Raw genomic sequence first — 16,052 nt, 5'->3', positions numbered from 1 at the left:
CCTTACAGGCCTGCGTGGGCGGCAATGGCGGCGGCGATGGCCAGGGCCAGCTCTTCGGGTTTGCGCTTGATCGAGTAGTTGGTCAGTTCAGGGTGGCTTTCAACGAAGCTGGTATTGAACTGGCCGCTGCGGAATTCCGGATTGCGCAGGATTTCCTGGTAATAGGCGGCGGTGGTCTTGACCCCTTGCAGGCGCATGTCATCCAGGGCCCGCAGGCCACGGTCCATCGCTTCTTCCCAGGTCAGCGCCCAGACCACCAGTTTCAGGCACATCGAATCGTAGAACGGCGGAATGGTGTAGCCGGTGTAGATCGCCGTGTCGGTGCGAACACCCGGGCCGCCCGGAGCGTAGTAACGGGTGATCTTGCCGAAACTGGGCAGGAAGTTGTTTTTCGGGTCTTCGGCGTTGATGCGGAACTGCAACGCAAAGCCACGGTGCTGGATGTCTTCCTGCTTGACCGACAATGGCAGCCCGGAGGCGATGCGGATCTGTTCGCGAACAATGTCGATACCGGTGATTTCTTCGGTGATGGTGTGTTCCACCTGCACCCGGGTGTTCATCTCCATGAAGTACACCTCGCCTTCGGCGAGCAGGAACTCCACGGTGCCGGCATTCTCGTAGCCCACGGCCTTGGCCGCGCGCACCGACAGGTCGCCGATGTAGGCGCGCTGTTCGGGGGTCAGTTGCGGGCTCGGGGCAATTTCGATCAGCTTCTGGTTGCGGCGCTGGATCGAGCAGTCCCGCTCGAACAGGTGCACCACGTTGCCAAAACTGTCGCCCAGGATCTGCGCTTCGATGTGCTTGGGATTGACGATGCATTTTTCCAGGAACACTTCCGCCGACCCAAACGCCTTGGTGGCTTCGGAGATCACGCGCGGGAAGGCCTGTTCGAGCTCCTCGCGGCTGTTGCAACGACGGATACCCCGACCGCCGCCGCCGGACGTGGCCTTGAGCATCACCGGATAACCGATCCGGTCACCTTCGGCCAGCGCTTCTTCGATGCCCGAGACGTTGCCTTCGGTGCCCGGCGTGACCGGTACGCCGGCCTTGATCATGCTGCGGCGCGCTTCGGTCTTGTCGCCCATGCGGCGAATGACTTCCGCCGACGGGCCAATGAATTTGATGCCGCGCTCAGCGCAGATGTCCGCCAGTTCGGCGTTTTCCGAGAGAAAACCGTAGCCGGGGTGTAATGCATCGCAGCCGGTTTCCACCGCCAGGTTCACCAGTTTGCGCGGGTTGAGGTAGCCGGCCAGCGGATCGGCGCCGATGCTGTGGGCCTCGTCCGCACGCTTGACATGCAACGCATGGCGGTCCGCGTCGGAGTAGACCGCGACCGAGCGAATGCCCATCTCGGCGCAAGCGCGCACGATGCGGACGGCAATCTCACCACGGTTGGCGATCAGGATCTTTGTTATCAATTGGAGGTTCCCTTGAGCCGGTGATACCCACGGCCTGGGTTCAGGCCGATGCGTGACCAGATGTAACAATTGGTCGCAGGTCCACACTAGTCCCGGCTGGGGATTAACAAAAATGAATAATTATTGGGTCGTGCATAAGCAAAGACTTATAGTTGAGGTAATTGTCTCGACCCAGAGTGTTTGAAAAATGCGTAAGTCATTGATGCGTATGACATTGCGTCAACTGCAAATCTTCAATGAGGTGTGCGACCTGCGGTCCTACAGTCGCGCTGCCGATGAAATGTCGCTTACGCAACCGGCCGTCAGCCTACAGATTCGCTCCCTCGAAGAGCTTATTGGCCAGCCTTTGTTTGAGTACGTTGGCAAGAAACTCTACATGACCGAAGCCGCCGAAGCGTTGCAACGCGCCAGCCGGGACATCTTTGGACGCCTGGAGAACCTCGACATGCAGCTGTCGGACATGCAGGGTTCGCTGCAAGGCCAATTGAAGCTCGCGGTGGAATCCAGCGCCAAATACTTCGTCCCGCATCTGTTCGCCGCGTTCAAGCGCCAGCATCCGGAGGTCAACCTGAACCTCACGGTGGTCAATCGCGGCCAGGTCATCCGACGGCTCTCGGACAACCGCGACGACGTGGTGATCATGTCCATGGTGCCCCAGGACATGGGCCTGGAATTCCTTCCGTTTCTCAACAATCCGATCGTCGCCGTGGCGCCACCCGATCATCCGCTGTGTCACCTGGGCCCACTGCGTTTGCAAGACCTGGAGCCTTACACGCTGCTGCTGCGCGAACCGGGCTCCGGTACACGGCTGGCCTGCGAAGAATATTTCAAGGAAAAGCGGGTGCACTTCACCCAGACGTTGGAAGTGGCTTCGGCTGAAGCCCAGCGTGAATGCGTGGTGGCCGGGCTGGGCGTGGCGCTTTTGACACGCCACGCCGTGAGCCGGGAACTATCATCCGGCGCGCTCATCGAGTTGCCGGTGGAAGAACTGCCGCTGTACCGCAGCTGGTGCCTGGTGCAGGCCAGGGCCAAGCGCCTGTCACCGGTGGCTCATGCCTTCCTGGCCTTCGTTCGCGGTGAGCGCGCGCAGATTATCGGCCTGGTTGAGCGCTTCGACGGGAAGCCGCCGGTGTTGCCTGCCAGTAATTGAATTCAACCGCGTCAGGAAATTCGCTGATTTCCGCCAGGAGCTGGCGTTGCTCGAAACGGTCTTCGATCGCACGACGGAACGCCATGCGGCGCTGGTCTTCCTGCTGACGACGGGTTTTGGCGGCGCTGCGTTCTTCGTAGGACTGGGTCATGTCGAGACTCCCAAGACGTATACGGGAGCTTTACGATGACGGCGGGGGATGACGGTTTGGCTGCGCGTGCATTACAGAACGATGAATTCGGGCGAATGAACCGTGGCGAGGGAGCTTGCTCCCTCGCCACAAGAGCCCCTAACTTTCAGAATCAGCGCTCAGTCGTCCAGCGCCTTCACCGACTTGGGCGACAACCGCAGGCTGCGAAGGCTGCGCTTCACGCTCTTGAGGTGGTTGACCAGGCTCGGGCCACGCGCCATGGCGACGCCCATCGCCAGGACGTCGATCACCACCAGATGGGCGATGCGCGAGGTCAGCGGCGTGTAGATCTCGGTGTCTTCATGTACGTCAATGGCCAGGTTTACCGTGGAAAGCTCCGCCAACGGCGTCTGGCTCGGGCACAAGGTAATCAGCGAGGCACCGCTTTCACGCACCAGGTTGGCGGTGATCAGCAGGTCCTTGGAACGCCCCGACTGGGAAATGCAGATCGCCACGTCGGTTGGCTTCAGCGTGACGGCCGACATGGCTTGCATGTGCGGGTCGGAATAGGCCGCCGCCGTGAGCAGCAACCGGAAGAATTTGTGCTGGGCATCGGCCGCCACCGCGCCCGAGGCACCGAAGCCATAGAACTCGACGCGCTGGGCCTGGGACATGGCCGTGACGGCCTTCTGCAACGCCACCGGGTCGAGCTTCTCGCGAACCTCCATCAGCGTGTGCAAAGTCGTATCGAAGATTTTCAGGCTGTAGTCGGCGACCGAATCGTCTTCATGGATCGCAAACTGGCCGAAGCTCGCACCGGCCGCCAGGCTTTGCGCCAACTTGAGTTTCAGGTCCTGGAAACCCGAGCAACCAATGGCCCGGCAAAAACGCACGATGGTCGGTTCGCTGATGCCGACGCTGTGGGCAAGATCGGCCATGGAACTGTGCATCACGGCCGCAGGATCAAGCAGTACATGATCGGCGACTTTCAGCTCCGACTTGCGCAGCAGGTGGCGTGACTGGGCGATGTGTTGCAACAGGTTCAAAGGGCTGGACTCTTGTTATGGGCAGGTGCCGGGATGTAGCAATCTTGTAGTTATACTACAAGAATTGTCTTTATGCCTGCCCAATACGTAACTGATTTAGCCCCGCCAACCCTTGTTTTGGCGGGGAACGCTTCATGTAGCCGTCGCAGTGAGGGAAGCAGAAAAAAGTTCGAAACGATTCCTCGATCCAACCCGGCGGGCGGTCCTATTTTTGCGTCGCCAACAAGCGGGCCAAGCCTTCAGCGTCGACCGGCCGACTGATGAGATACCCCTGGACCTCGTCGCATTGTTCATTTTTCAGGAAGTCGAGCTGCCCTTGCCGCTCCACGCCCTCGGCCACTACCTTGAGCGAAAGCCCATGGGCCATCGCAATGATCGCGCGGGTAATGGCCGCGTCCTCGCCACCCTCCTCCAGGCCGCGAATGAAGGCCTGGTCGATTTTCACGTAGTCCACCGGAATACGCTTGAGGTAGCTCAGGGAAGAATAGCCGGTGCCAAAGTCATCGATGGCGAGCTTGACCCCCAAATCCCGTAGCTGCTGAAACGTCGCGATAATATGCTCAACGCTATCGAGCAACTGGCTCTCGGTCAGCTCCAGTTCCAGGTATTGAGGGGCCAGACCGGTTTCTTCCAGTACCTGCCGCACCAGGCTGACCAGCTTGCCCTGGCGCAATTGATGCACCGACAAATTGACGGACACCCTGATCGGCGCGAGCCCCTGGCGTTGCCATTCGCATGCCTGCCAACAAGCTTGGCGCAATACGAATTCGCCAATCGGCCCGATCAACCCGGTCTCTTCGGCCAGGCCGATGAAATCCCCCGGCGGCACCCGGCCCATGGCCGGATGATCCCAACGCACCAACGCCTCGGCGGCGTTCAGGCGACCGGTCGCCAGGCACAGTTTTGGCTGGTAAAAGACCTTCAGTTGTTGCTCTTCCAAAGCCTTGCGCAGCTGATTCTCCAGTTGCAGGCGCTCCAGCGTGCTGGCCTGGAGGCTGTCGGTGTAGAACTGGAAATTGTTGCCCCCCAAATGCTTGGCATGTTGCATGGCCATGTTCGCCTGGCTGACCAGCATGGCAACTTCCCGCGTGTTATCAGGCAACAAGCTGATGCCGATCGAGGCACTGAGCACCAGTTCATGGCCTTCTATGGTCAGTGGTACACGCAGTTTGGCGGCCAGCCGAGTCGCCACCCGCGCCAGGCTCGAAAGGTTGCCATAGGCATCGAACAACACCGCAAACTCATCGCCCGATAGCCGGGCGATGGTATCCGCCTCCGGCAGCGCATTGATCAGGCGCCGAGCCATTTTTTGCAGCAGTTGGTCGGCGATGTCATGACCGAGACTGTCGTTGAGCAGCTTGAAACGATCCAGATTGATATGCAGCAGCGCCAGGCTCCGTCGCCCACCCTGGCGCACCCGCTGATGGGCTTCTTGCAGGCGCTCGCGAAACAGTGAACGGTTCGCCAGACCGGTCAATTCGTCGTAATGCGTGAGATAGCGCATCCGCTCCTCGGACTCGCGCCGGGCCGAAAGATCCGCGAAAAAGCCGACGATATGGCTGACGTTGCCCCGCAGATCGCGGACCACGTTCAGCTGCAGCCACTGCGGATAAAGCTCGCCGTTGGCGCGAGCCTCCACCAGTTCGCCTTGCCAGGTGCCGTGCTGCCTGAGGGCCTGGCGAATGATTGGATAGTGTCGGCGCGCATCGCGGCTGCATGGCAGGTCGACCACGTTGCGCCCCAACATGTCGGCGATATTGAACCCGGTCACCCGCGTGAACGCCTGGTTGGCCGCCAGCAACGCGTAGTTTGGGTCGAAGATCACGATGCCTTCGCTGGCGGCCTCGAATACCGTGGCCGCCAGTTGCCGTTGCTGTTCAAGCTCTTTGCTTGCGCTGATGTTTCGCCGGGTGCCGACCATGCGTAAAACCCGACCGCCAGGGCTGCGTTCCACGGCTCGACCACGGTCTTCGATCCAGACCCAATGGCCGTCGCCGTGACGGACACGGTATTCGATCTGGTAATCCTCGCTACGGCCCTTCAGGTGCTCGACAAGCGCGCGCTTGAGCGCAGGAAGGTCTTGCGGATGCAGCCGCGGGGTCAAATGGCTGAGCATGGCCGTGACGTATTCGGGCTCCAGGCCGAACAGTTCCTTGAGTTGGGTGTGATGGACTTCGTCGGTCTGAAGGTTCCAGTCCCAGAGTCCCAGCTCGCTGGCTTTCAAGGCCAGGGCCAGGCGCGCCTCGCTTTTACTCAGGGCTTGGTTGGCGATATCCAGCTCCAGGCTGCGCTGCGCCACGCGCTCCTCCAGCCCCACCTGGGCCGCACGCAGCCGGGCCTCGGCAGAACGACGCTGCTCGACCTCCCGGGCCAAGGCCTCGTTAAGCTGCGCGCCACGGGCTTGCGCCTGCTGCAAATGCTCGATCAGGGCCTGGTTCTGGAACCGTCGCAGCATGCCGTTGTGTATCAGCCGGTTGACCTGCCAGGCCACTACACTCAGGAAAACCAGCAGGACCAGCCCAAGCCAGCCCCAACCGAGCTGCTGCTCATCACCGCCCCAGAAAAGATAACCGATTGCCGGCAACAGGCACGGCAGGGTGAAGGACAGGTATGCCGAAAGGCTGACGGCGTAGGCAACGCTGGCCGACAACGTAGCCGCGCCGATCAGGCCAAACGCCCAGGCCTGTTGTTGGAAGCTGTCCGCCGGAACCAGCGCAATGCCAGCGCCGGCCAGCGTCAGGCCGGTCATGGCCGAGCCCAGCAAAAACATGCGCAACCAGATCGGGTGCGCCTGGCGGCTTGGCATCGCCGAATCGAACGCTGCCACCTGGATCACCCGCAGCGCTACCAGCGACAACAACCAGACCAGCCATACGCTGACCAGGAAATAGCGCGATGGCTGCCACAACAGTGCGGCACAGACCAGACCGTTGATCAGCATGAACAGCGTGGGCAGCAGTGAGCCCTGATACAACAGCCTTGTGCGTTCGACCGCCATTTCCGTGGCGTACTGCTTGTAAATGACCCGCGGCTCAACACAAGGGCCCGCCAGATCGGAATTGAAGGTCATAGTCGATGTTCTTGTTCTTATTCAGGGGCGCATGGTGCACCCGAAACGAGAACCGAGCATACACAAGCCAAAGGCCATCCCACACTGCTCTCGCTCATAAAAATGCTGAAAAAAATGGCCATTCCACCGGGCACTGGTGACGCCAGGCAAGCGCCGCCCATGCCTGTAGAGGCTGACCAACCGGTCGTCACCCAGCGGTGTTTTGTCGGTTGATGCAAAGCTCGGTTTGCCCGAGGTGGCGCCGCACCCTAGAATGCGCCGATGCGCGATGATCTCTCCCTTCTGCTGAACTCCCTAAACGATGCCCAACGCCAGGCTGTTGCTGCCTCCGTGGGCCGTCAATTGGTCCTGGCCGGTGCCGGCTCCGGCAAGACCCGAGTGCTGGTGCACCGTATCGCCTGGTTGATCCAGGTCGAGAACGCCTCGCCCCATTCGATCCTGTCGGTCACCTTTACCAACAAGGCTGCCGCCGAGATGCGCCATCGCATCGAGCAGCTGATGGGCATCAACCCGGCCGGCATGTGGGTCGGCACCTTCCACGGCCTGGCCCATCGCCTGCTGCGAGCCCATTGGCAGGAAGCCGGCTTGAGCCAGACGTTCCAGATCCTGGACAGCGATGACCAGCAGCGCCTGGTCAAGCGGGTCATCCGCGAACTGGGCCTGGATGAACAACGCTGGCCGGCCCGTCAGGCCCAATGGTTCATCAACGGCCAGAAGGACGAAGGCCTGCGCCCGCAACATATCCAGGCCAGCGGCGACCTTTTCCTGGCGACCATGCGCAGCATCTATGAAGCCTACGAGGCGGCGTGCCAGCGTGCCGGCGTCATCGACTTCTCCGAGCTGCTGCTACGGGCCCTGGATCTCTGGCGCGACCACCCGGGCCTGCTGGCCCATTACCAGAAACGCTTCCGGCATGTCCTGGTGGACGAATTCCAGGACACCAACGCCGTTCAATATGCGTGGTTGCGCCTGCTTGCCAAGGGCGGCGACAGCCTGATGGTGGTGGGTGACGACGACCAGTCGATCTATGGCTGGCGGGGCGCGAAGATCGAGAACATCCACCAGTTCTCGGCAGACTTCCCCGACGCCGAGGTTATTCGCCTGGAACAGAACTACCGCTCCACCGCCGGCATCCTCAAGGCCGCCAACGCCCTGATTGCCAACAATACCGGGCGCCTGGGCAAGGAACTGTGGACCGACGGCAGCGAAGGCGAGGCGATCAATCTCTACGCCGCCTTCAACGAACACGATGAGGCCCGCTATGTTGTGGAAACCATCGAGAGCGCGTTGAAGACCGGCCTGGCCCGCAGCGACATCGCGATCTTGTATCGCTCCAACGCCCAATCACGGGTGCTGGAAGAAGCCCTGCTGCGCGAACGGATTCCTTACCGGATCTATGGCGGCCAGCGCTTCTTCGAGCGCGCCGAAATCAAGAACGCCATGGCCTATCTGCGCCTGATCGAAGGCCGTGGCAACGACGCGGCCCTGGAGCGGGTGATCAATGTGCCGACGCGGGGCATCGGCGAGAAAACCGTCGAGGCGATTCGCGAGCATGCCCGCCACAGCCATGTGTCGATGTGGGAAGCCATGCGCCAGCTGGTCGACAACAAAGGCGTGACCGGCCGTGCCGCTGGTGCCCTGAAGGCGTTCATGGATTTGATAGAAGACCTGGCTGCCAAGTGTGGGGAAATGCCACTGCACCTGATGACCCAGACCGTCATCGAGCAATCCGGCCTGATCGCCTATCACGAAGCGGAAAAAGGCGAGAAAGGCCAGGCCCGGGTGGAAAACCTCGAGGAACTGGTCAGCGCCGCACGCAACTTCGAAACGACGGAAGAAGACGAAGACCTTTCGCCATTGTCGGCCTTCCTCGGCCATGCTTCCCTGGAGGCCGGCGACACCCAGGCCGACGAGCATGAAGACAGCATCCAGCTGATGACCCTGCACAGCGCCAAGGGCCTGGAATTCCCGTATGTGTTCCTGGTGGGCATGGAGGAAGGGCTGTTTCCCCACAAGATGAGCCTGGAAGAACCCGGACGCCTGGAAGAGGAACGCCGCCTTGCCTACGTTGGCATCACCCGCGCCATGCAGAACCTGGTGATGACCTACGCGGAAACTCGACGCTTATATGGCAGCGAAACCTACAACAAGGTGTCGCGCTTCGTACGCGAAGTACCGAAAGGTCTCATTCAGGAAGTCCGTCTTTCCAACAGCGTCAGCCGTCCGTTCGGCGGCAGCCAGCAACAAAGCAGCAGCCTGTTCGGTGGCAGCGATATCCCGGAAACCGGCTTCAGCCTTGGCCAGGCGGTACGGCATTCGGTGTTCGGCGACGGTGTGATCCTCAACTTCGAAGGCGCCGGTGCCCAGGCTCGGGTCCAGGTCAACTTCAGCGAAGGCAGCAAATGGCTGATGCTGGGGTATGCCAAGCTCGAGGCGATCTAAAAAATTTCTGCAGTCCCCTTGTGGGAGCGAGCTTGCTCGCGATAGCGGCCGATCAGTCAATATTCATGCTGACTGACACACCGCTATCGCGAGCAAGCCCGCTCCCACAGTCGTTTCGGAGACGTCAAAATTTCCGATAGAACTTGTTTACCTTTCCTACAGCCCAAAGCGAACAGGCCTGCTTGCATAGCCAAAGCTGAACCTAAGCTGTCACGCAAAAGCCCGAAACACTCTGTCGCTAGCCAGCAACAGTTCAGCTGTGCAACATGGCGCGCGTGCTATCCACAAATGGGAATGCCTTTATATGAAACGTTTTCTTAGCATCGCCATGGCGTTGTGCATCGGCCTGACGATGGCCATCGACGCCAATGCCGCCAAGCGTTTTGGCGGTGGTAAAAGTTCGGGCGCAGCCCCGACTCACCAGACCAGCCAGATGGCGCCGTCCTCTGCCGCCGGGTCCACTGCCGCCACCGCAGGCGCGGCCGGTGCTGCTGGCGCCGCTACCAAGGCCAGCGGCGCTTCCCGCTGGCTCGGCCCCCTGGCCGGCATCGCGGCTGGCGGCCTACTCGCTTCCATGTTCATGGGCGACGGTTTCCAGGGCATGCAGATCTTCGACATCCTGATCATGGCGGTCATCGCCTTCCTGGTCTTCCGTTTCATCGCAGCCCGTCGTCGCAAGCAGCAGGAGCAGCTCGCTCCGGCCGGCCATGCGCCGATGCAGCGTGAAGTGTTCAACCAGCAGCCTGCCGGCGGTTCGATCTTTGGTGGCGCGGCCGCTCCAGTGGCGCGTCCAGTGATCAATGCGCCCGCCTGGTTCAACGAACAGCGCTTCATCGAAGCGGCGCGCAGCCACTTCATGTCCTTGCAGCAGCACTGGGACGCGAACGAAATGGACAAGATCGCCGAGTTCGTAACCCCACAACTGCTTGAGTTCCTCAAGCGCGAGCGGGCCGAGCTGGGTGACGGCTACCAGTCCACCTACATCGATAACCTGCAGGTGCAACTGGACGGCGTCGACGATCGCGCCGACAAGACCATCGCCACCCTGACCTTTATCGGCGTGTCGAAAGACTCCCGCTTCGACCAGGGTGAAGCGTTCAGCGAAAGTTGGAACATGGAACGCGCCCAAGGCGAGAACCAGCCTTGGCTGGTGGCTGGTATCCGCCAGAACGGTTGAACCTTTTCGCGTTTCGCATGTTGAAATAAAAGAACCCCGGCACTTGCCGGGGTTTTCTATTTCGCAGTTGCATCTATGGCGGGCTACTGTATAAACCGCCCATATAAAACCGCGCCATCGAGAAAGAGGATCCCGGACGTGGAAGAAATCATCGAACAATTACGCGAAGCCAACGAACCCGTGCCGGTTCCGCTGGAGTTACCTGATGAAGATCTGCTGGTAGAAATCGAAGAACAGTTGTTCATCGATATCCCCTTCGTATTCAGGGAATTTTTGCTGACCGTCAGTGACGTCGTCTATGGCAGCCTGGAACCGGTAACGGTTACCGATCCACAATCTCATACCTACCTGCCCGATGTGGCAGCCAACGCCTGGGACGCTGGCGTCGACCGGAGCCTGATTCCGATTTGCCAGGACGGCGACGATTATTATTGCGTCGAAGAAGACGGCACCGTGGTGCTGTGGCAAGCAGACGAAGAACTGATCGCCGAGGAAACCTGGGAGTCGGTCTGGCATTGGGCACGGGACGTCTGGTTGGAAAGCTGATCCGCCAGGGCCCGGCGCTGGTCAATGCCCGGACGATTCCTTGTGGTTGTCCAGCGTATCGAGCAAAGCCACCTGCATCCGCGTGTGCAGGCGGACAAACCAGCGCCAGAGCAGCGCCGCCACGACAGTCGCCACCACGGCAATCAGCAACAGCAACTTGTTGGTCGGCAAGATACTGGCCGACAAGGCTGCCAACAGCAGGAAGATCACCAGCAGCGACAGGATCGGGATCACTTCGGCGATCACCCGACGCACGCGCTGGGTATGGCGGCCGGCCATCTCCGGCTTTACGCCCATCTCCGCCAGCAGCATCGACAATGCCTTGAGCTTGCGGTACGCCGCGATCAGGAACGGCAGCGACAGCAGCAACGCTGCGCCCCAGATCAGTGCCTTTTGCCAGCTCGGATCGCTGATCCACACCTCTAGATAAGCAGCCATCCGCTCGGCGAAATACCCTCCGGAAACAAAAATGGCAATGACCAACGCCAGGTTGACGCCGACTTGCAGCAGAATTCGCCTGATCATGGAGGCCAGCATGGCTCCTTCACCCTGGGGCTGGATACTGCGCAACCACTCGCCATACATGCCCAGCACGCGCGCCAATCGTCGCGGTATCGCCGATGCCAGCCTGACGGACAACGGATCAGCGGCCCGGATCAAATAGGGCGTCAGCAGCGTGGTGAGCACCGAGACAGCCACCGCCACCGGATAAAGGAAATCACTGGTGACCTGCAAGGTCATCCCCAGCGACGCGATGATGAAAGAAAACTCGCCAATCTGTGAAAGGCCCATTCCAACGCGCAGTGAGGTGCGTCCGTCATTGCCTGCGATAAAGGCACCGAGACCACACGAAAGCACTTTACCCAGCACCACTGCACAGGTGATCACGGCGATCGGCCACGCGTACTGGAGCACTATGGCCGGGTCGAGCATCAGCCCGATGGCCACGAAAAAGATTGCGCTGAACAGATCGCGCACCGGTTCTACCAGCCGCTCGATTTTCAACAGCTGTTGGGACTCGGCCATGATCGCGCCGATCAGAAATGCCCCGAGCACCATGCTGTATTCCAGCTTCACCACCAACAGGCAAAAGCCGAAGCAGAGCCCCAGTACTGTAATCAACAGCATCTCGTTACTGTCGAACTTCGCCACATAGGCCAGCAATCTGGGCACCAGCAGGATGCCAATCACCAGCGCTACGATCATGAACAACGACAGCTTGCCGACGGTCGATAGCACTTCGCCGGAACTCACCGCACCGCTGACCGCGATGCTCGAAAGCAAGGCGATGATGCCGATGCCAAGGATGTCCTCGACAATCAACACCCCGAAAATCAACTGCGCAAAGCGCTCGTTCTTCATCTTCAGGTCATTCAGGGCCTTGACGATAATAGTGGTCGACGAGATGGCGAGGATGGCGCCGAGAAACAGCGAGTCCATGGCATTCCAGCCGAACCAGCGCCCGATCTCATAGCCGATCCAGATCATCAAGACGATTTCCAGGAACGCCGCGATGAACGCTGTGGCCCCCACCTTGAACAATTTGCGCAGGCTGAATTCCAGGCCCAGGCAGAACATGAGAAAGATCACCCCGAGCTCGGCCAGGGTCTTGATGGTTTCTTCGTCATGGATAAAGCCGAACGGCGGTGTATGCGGGCCGATGACGAAGCCGGCGACAATGTAGCCAAGCACCACCGGTTGCTTGAAGCGATGAAACAGTACAGTAACCAACCCCGCCGCCAGCATGATGATCGCCAGGTCTTGTATGAAACTGATGGCATGCATAGTGGGGGCTCCTTGCTGAACATGACTCGATGCTGCGGAGTCGGATAGGTCCGTTTCTCTTGTAGGAAATACCCAGATGAAGGGCTTTTGCAGGTTAACACCGGAACTTCTGGCAAAAAGACGGTGCAATATGCGGAAACAGATCCACCGAGGCGTGACGGCATGCATTGCCGCAGCGTCCCGATATGAGTGGTTTGTAGGTATAACCACAACCCAACGCCCGCAGAGGCGCCCATCCTGAAATGCTGCCTTGAACCGTGAGAACGTTATGGAACCCGGAAACGCCCAGCTGTCGATGACGGTGTTGATGACCCCCGACATGGCCAACTTCTCTGGCAATGTCCATGGCGGCACCTTGCTCAAATACCTTGATGAAGTGGCCTACGCTTGTGCCAGCCGTTACGCCGGCCGCTACGTGGTGACGCTGTCGGTCGACCAGGTGATTTTCCGCGAGCCGATTCATGTCGGTGAGTTGGTGACTTTCCTGGCTTCGGTGAACTACACCGGCAACACGTCGATGGAAGTGGGCATCAAAGTCGTGACCGAGAACATCCGCGAACGCTCGGTGCGCCACACCAATAGCTGCTTCTTCACCATGGTAGCGGTGGATGACTTGCGCAAGCCGGCCCCCGTCCCGCCGTTGCAACCGCAGAACAGCGAAGAAAAACGGCGCTATGAACAAGCCCAGCAACGCCGGCAGATTCGCCAGGAGCTGGAGAGACGCTATCAGGAAATCAAGGCGGACGGGCCTTAACCAGCCGCAGAAATCAATAATGTGGGAGCGAGCTTGCTCGCGATGACGATGTCACAGCCAACTCTATGTTGGACGTGAGGCCCTCATCGCGAGCAAGCTCGCTCCCACAATGGCTAGCATCGATCAGAGGCTGATCGGCACTGCCTCGAACCGCACGCGCGGATGGGCGATACGGTCTTGGGAGCGGATCAACTGCAGCTCGTAACTTGCGCACGCTTGGGTTTCCAACAGCACCTCATGCACGGCCGCAGCGGTGAATTCAAATGCCGCCACCAGGCTATCCCCCAACAATATCCGCGCCAGGAACAACCCCGACGTGAGGTCGCCCACCCCCACTGGTTGACGCGGAAACGCCAGCAGCGGACGGCGCAAATGCCAACTGCCATCAGCCGTGACCAGCAGCATCTCGAAACTGTCTTCGGGCTTGCCGGGGTAAGCCAGGTGTTTGACCAGCACGACCTTCGGACCGCGGGCCAGCAGCGCACGGGCCATGGCCAGACAGTCAAACAATGATTGCGCCTTGCGCCCCGAAAAACTGTCCAGCTCCAGTTGGTTCGGGCACATGATATCGGCCACGGCAGCGGCTTCCTCCAGCAGGAATTCGCTGACCTCGGGCGCCACGATACAACCCTTCTCCGGGTGCCCCATGACCGGGTCACACAGGTACAGCGCCTTTGGGTTGCAAGCCTTGATCCGCGCCACACCCGCCAGAATGGCTTGCCCCTGGGCCGCGCTACCCAGATAACCGGAGAGCACCGCGTCGCAATTGCCCAGCTCGCCGATGGCGGCGATGCCTTCCACCAACAGCGGTATCTGGGCGGGCGCGAGCACTTCACCGGCCCATTGTCCGTACTGGGTATGATTGGAAAACTGCACGGTATTGAGCGGCCATACGTTTACGCCGACCCGCTGCATTGGAAACACGGCAGCGCTGTTGCCGGCATGGCCAAATATCACATGGGACTGGATGGCAAGCAGATGAGGCGTACGTTTCATGCGGGAAGTTTCCGTAAAACGAATGAAATTCAAGCCGCGCAGTATGCGACTAAACGCAGCCTGTACGACAGGCCGGAGACACAGTTAAGCTGACGGCAACTTGTTGGAGCTTTCCGTTCATGCTGACCCTTGGAAATATTTTCGTGCTGATGCTGCTGGCTACCGGTGGCGCCTGGCTGTGGCACAACCATGGCTTGCGCGAGCGCGCCTTGGCGAGGGTCATGCAACATTGCGCCAACCTCAAGATCGAGTTGCTGGACGGCAATGTCGCGCTGCGCAAGATCGGATTCGTAAAGGACGCCAGCGGACGACGGCGCCTGGCGCGTGTGTATAACTTCGAATTCACGGTGACGGGCGAGACCCGTCATTCGGGTACGATCACTCAGTTTGGTGCCCACAGCGCCCACATCGAACTGGCGCCTTACCCGATGCCGTTCGAAGAAACCCCGCCTGCGCCGATTGAATCGGTCCAGACCCGGCCCAGGGCTGAGGTCATCGAGCTCAGCCAATGGCGCCAGGAGCACAACAAGTGGAAGCCGTGAAGCGCGACTGATTCATGGACATCGACAATTTGCCAGGCTCGTTTGCAGCGCAACCACGTCCTGCGGTTCGGCGAAGATCAGTTCGATCCGTGAATCCTGTCGCCACTCGCTGGCCTGCCACTGCAACGACGCACTCTCCAACGCATTGGCCGAGACCCAACCGTCAGCGCTGTGGATAACCATCTTCGCCCGTTTCCAATGCGCACCGTCGAGCCAACGCGTCACCGCGGCCGCATCAAAACGCTGGGACGGATGCCACCGCCAACCAATGCTCCAGCCTTCCCCCTGCTGCTGGTACAGGCACATCGGCGCCATTGGATCGGTCCAGATAGCCGGGATTTGCCCCAGCCCTACAGGTAGGCTCAGGTTATCCACAGCGCCATCGCCCCGAGCCGAAATGCCCGGCAATCGACTCATCGGCAACTCAGCCTGTTGCGTCCAATACACGCCCAGCGCAGGCAATTGGGCAATTACGCGCGCCCGATCATTGTCGGTGAGGCCTTCGGATTTGTTCAGCACCAGCAATCCGGCATCAACCAACGCCTGTCGTTGTGTATCGGGCAATGGCTTGCCGTCCGCCATCGCTCGGGCATCCAACACCATCACGCAAGGCTGGACCGCCAGCACGCCGAGCCAAGGCGCCGCGCTCAATTGACGCAGCAGTTGCGCCGGATGGCCCAGCCCGGAAGGTTCGATGAACAGCCTGTGGGGCCGAGCCTTTCGCAACAAGCGACCCAGACCTATCTGAAACGGCGCGCCGTTGACGCAACATAGGCAGCCACCGGCCACTTCGCCCAATGCGATACCATCGGCGGCCTGGGTCAGCAGCGCGGCATCCAGGCCGACCTGACCGAACTCATTGATCAGCACCGCCCAGCGTTCGTCCGCAGGGCGCTGGGCCATCAGGTGCCTGATCAGGCTGGTCTTGCCGGCACCCAATGGACCGGCGATGACATGGGTGGGGATGTCCTGCAACATAGATCAATGGCTTTGAGT

The 16,052-nt window shown here is 60.2% G+C and carries 13 protein-coding genes; 6 read left to right on the top strand and 7 right to left on the bottom strand.

Translation table 11 applies throughout. The annotated features are described in order from the left end of the window. Positions 1 to 2: 2 nt before the first annotated feature. Positions 3 to 1,418, bottom strand: coding sequence for an acetyl-CoA carboxylase biotin carboxylase subunit (locus Q7C33_RS04045; RefSeq protein WP_030139089.1), 1,416 nt, complete (start codon positions 1,416 to 1,418; stop codon positions 3 to 5). Between the two features lie 187 nt (positions 1,419 to 1,605). Between Q7C33_RS04045 and Q7C33_RS04040 the strand changes: the two genes are divergently transcribed. Continuing rightward, positions 1,606 to 2,568, top strand: a complete 963-nt coding sequence (locus Q7C33_RS04040) for a LysR family transcriptional regulator (protein WP_303651298.1) — start codon at positions 1,606 to 1,608, stop codon at positions 2,566 to 2,568. Here Q7C33_RS04040 and Q7C33_RS04035 read toward each other — a convergent pair. From Q7C33_RS04035 to Q7C33_RS04025, 3 genes are all read right to left on the bottom strand, one after another. Further along, positions 2,510 to 2,719: a PA3496 family putative envelope integrity protein gene (locus tag Q7C33_RS04035; protein WP_080628535.1), complete on the bottom strand. Its 210-nt coding sequence runs from the start codon at positions 2,717 to 2,719 to the stop codon at positions 2,510 to 2,512. The genes Q7C33_RS04040 and Q7C33_RS04035 overlap by 59 nt on opposite strands. 158 nt (positions 2,720 to 2,877) lie before the next feature. Then, positions 2,878 to 3,744 (bottom strand): transcriptional regulator HexR, encoded by an 867-nt coding sequence (gene hexR / locus Q7C33_RS04030; RefSeq protein WP_003187110.1) that lies wholly within the window; start codon positions 3,742 to 3,744, stop codon positions 2,878 to 2,880. Positions 3,745 to 3,949: 205 nt separating this feature from the next. Beyond that, the gene (locus Q7C33_RS04025; RefSeq protein ID WP_407682884.1) at positions 3,950 to 6,814 is read right to left on the bottom strand and encodes a putative bifunctional diguanylate cyclase/phosphodiesterase; all 2,865 of its coding nucleotides are present in this window, start codon (positions 6,812 to 6,814) and stop codon (positions 3,950 to 3,952) included. Between the two features lie 261 nt (positions 6,815 to 7,075). On the opposite strand from Q7C33_RS04025, the gene uvrD reads away from it, so the two are divergent. The 3 genes from uvrD (at position 7,076) to Q7C33_RS04010 (ending at position 10,979) form a co-directional block, all read left to right on the top strand. Then, positions 7,076 to 9,256 (top strand): DNA helicase II, encoded by a 2,181-nt coding sequence (uvrD, locus tag Q7C33_RS04020; protein ID WP_407682883.1) that lies wholly within the window; start codon positions 7,076 to 7,078, stop codon positions 9,254 to 9,256. A gap of 304 nt (positions 9,257 to 9,560) precedes the next feature. Further along, positions 9,561 to 10,433, top strand: coding sequence for a Tim44 domain-containing protein (locus Q7C33_RS04015; protein ID WP_407682882.1), 873 nt, complete (start codon positions 9,561 to 9,563; stop codon positions 10,431 to 10,433). A 138-nt stretch (positions 10,434 to 10,571) separates the two neighbouring features. Then, positions 10,572 to 10,979, top strand: a complete 408-nt coding sequence (locus tag Q7C33_RS04010) for an SMI1/KNR4 family protein (RefSeq protein WP_030139083.1) — start codon at positions 10,572 to 10,574, stop codon at positions 10,977 to 10,979. Between the two features lie 21 nt (positions 10,980 to 11,000). Here the strand turns inward: Q7C33_RS04010 and Q7C33_RS04005 are convergent, their stop codons facing one another. After that, entirely contained in the window at positions 11,001 to 12,764 is a 1,764-nt protein-coding gene (locus tag Q7C33_RS04005; RefSeq protein ID WP_217860674.1) for a cation:proton antiporter, read from the bottom strand. A 268-nt stretch (positions 12,765 to 13,032) separates the two neighbouring features. Between Q7C33_RS04005 and Q7C33_RS04000 the strand changes: the two genes are divergently transcribed. Further along, positions 13,033 to 13,518, top strand: coding sequence for an acyl-CoA thioesterase (locus Q7C33_RS04000; RefSeq protein WP_030139081.1), 486 nt, complete (start codon positions 13,033 to 13,035; stop codon positions 13,516 to 13,518). Between the two features lie 123 nt (positions 13,519 to 13,641). Here the strand turns inward: Q7C33_RS04000 and pdxY are convergent, their stop codons facing one another. Then, positions 13,642 to 14,514 (bottom strand): pyridoxal kinase PdxY, encoded by an 873-nt coding sequence (gene pdxY, locus Q7C33_RS03995; RefSeq protein ID WP_407682881.1) that lies wholly within the window; start codon positions 14,512 to 14,514, stop codon positions 13,642 to 13,644. Positions 14,515 to 14,633: 119 nt separating this feature from the next. On the opposite strand from pdxY, the gene Q7C33_RS03990 reads away from it, so the two are divergent. Next, positions 14,634 to 15,056: a DUF3301 domain-containing protein gene (locus Q7C33_RS03990; protein ID WP_217860676.1), complete on the top strand. Its 423-nt coding sequence runs from the start codon at positions 14,634 to 14,636 to the stop codon at positions 15,054 to 15,056. A gap of 12 nt (positions 15,057 to 15,068) precedes the next feature. Here Q7C33_RS03990 and Q7C33_RS03985 read toward each other — a convergent pair whose 3' ends face one another. Next, positions 15,069 to 16,034, bottom strand: coding sequence for a CobW family GTP-binding protein (locus Q7C33_RS03985; protein ID WP_030139078.1), 966 nt, complete (start codon positions 16,032 to 16,034; stop codon positions 15,069 to 15,071). Positions 16,035 to 16,052 lie beyond the last annotated feature (18 nt).

The sequence above is a fragment of the Pseudomonas sp. BP11-1-1 genome (genome assembly GCF_052112105.1).
Taxonomy (GTDB): Bacteria; Pseudomonadota; Gammaproteobacteria; order Pseudomonadales; family Pseudomonadaceae; genus Aquipseudomonas; species Aquipseudomonas alvandae.
This window is presented reverse-complemented; position numbering and strand designations above follow the sequence as displayed.

Coding starts and splice junctions, on each gene's coding strand:
- Q7C33_RS04040 (WP_303651298.1), top strand. CDS start 1,606: ATGCGTAAGTCATTGATGCGTATGACATTGCGTCAACTGCAAATCTTC.
- Q7C33_RS04035 (WP_080628535.1), bottom strand. CDS start 2,719: ATGACCCAGTCCTACGAAGAACGCAGCGCCGCCAAAACCCGTCGTCAG.
- Q7C33_RS04025 (WP_407682884.1), bottom strand. CDS start 6,814: ATGACCTTCAATTCCGATCTGGCGGGCCCTTGTGTTGAGCCGCGGGTC.
- uvrD (WP_407682883.1), top strand. CDS start 7,076: ATGCGCGATGATCTCTCCCTTCTGCTGAACTCCCTAAACGATGCCCAA.
- Q7C33_RS04015 (WP_407682882.1), top strand. CDS start 9,561: ATGAAACGTTTTCTTAGCATCGCCATGGCGTTGTGCATCGGCCTGACG.
- Q7C33_RS04005 (WP_217860674.1), bottom strand. CDS start 12,764: ATGCATGCCATCAGTTTCATACAAGACCTGGCGATCATCATGCTGGCG.
- Q7C33_RS04000 (WP_030139081.1), top strand. CDS start 13,033: ATGGAACCCGGAAACGCCCAGCTGTCGATGACGGTGTTGATGACCCCC.
- pdxY (WP_407682881.1), bottom strand. CDS start 14,514: ATGAAACGTACGCCTCATCTGCTTGCCATCCAGTCCCATGTGATATTT.
- Q7C33_RS03990 (WP_217860676.1), top strand. CDS start 14,634: ATGCTGACCCTTGGAAATATTTTCGTGCTGATGCTGCTGGCTACCGGT.
- Q7C33_RS03985 (WP_030139078.1), bottom strand. CDS start 16,034: ATGTTGCAGGACATCCCCACCCATGTCATCGCCGGTCCATTGGGTGCC.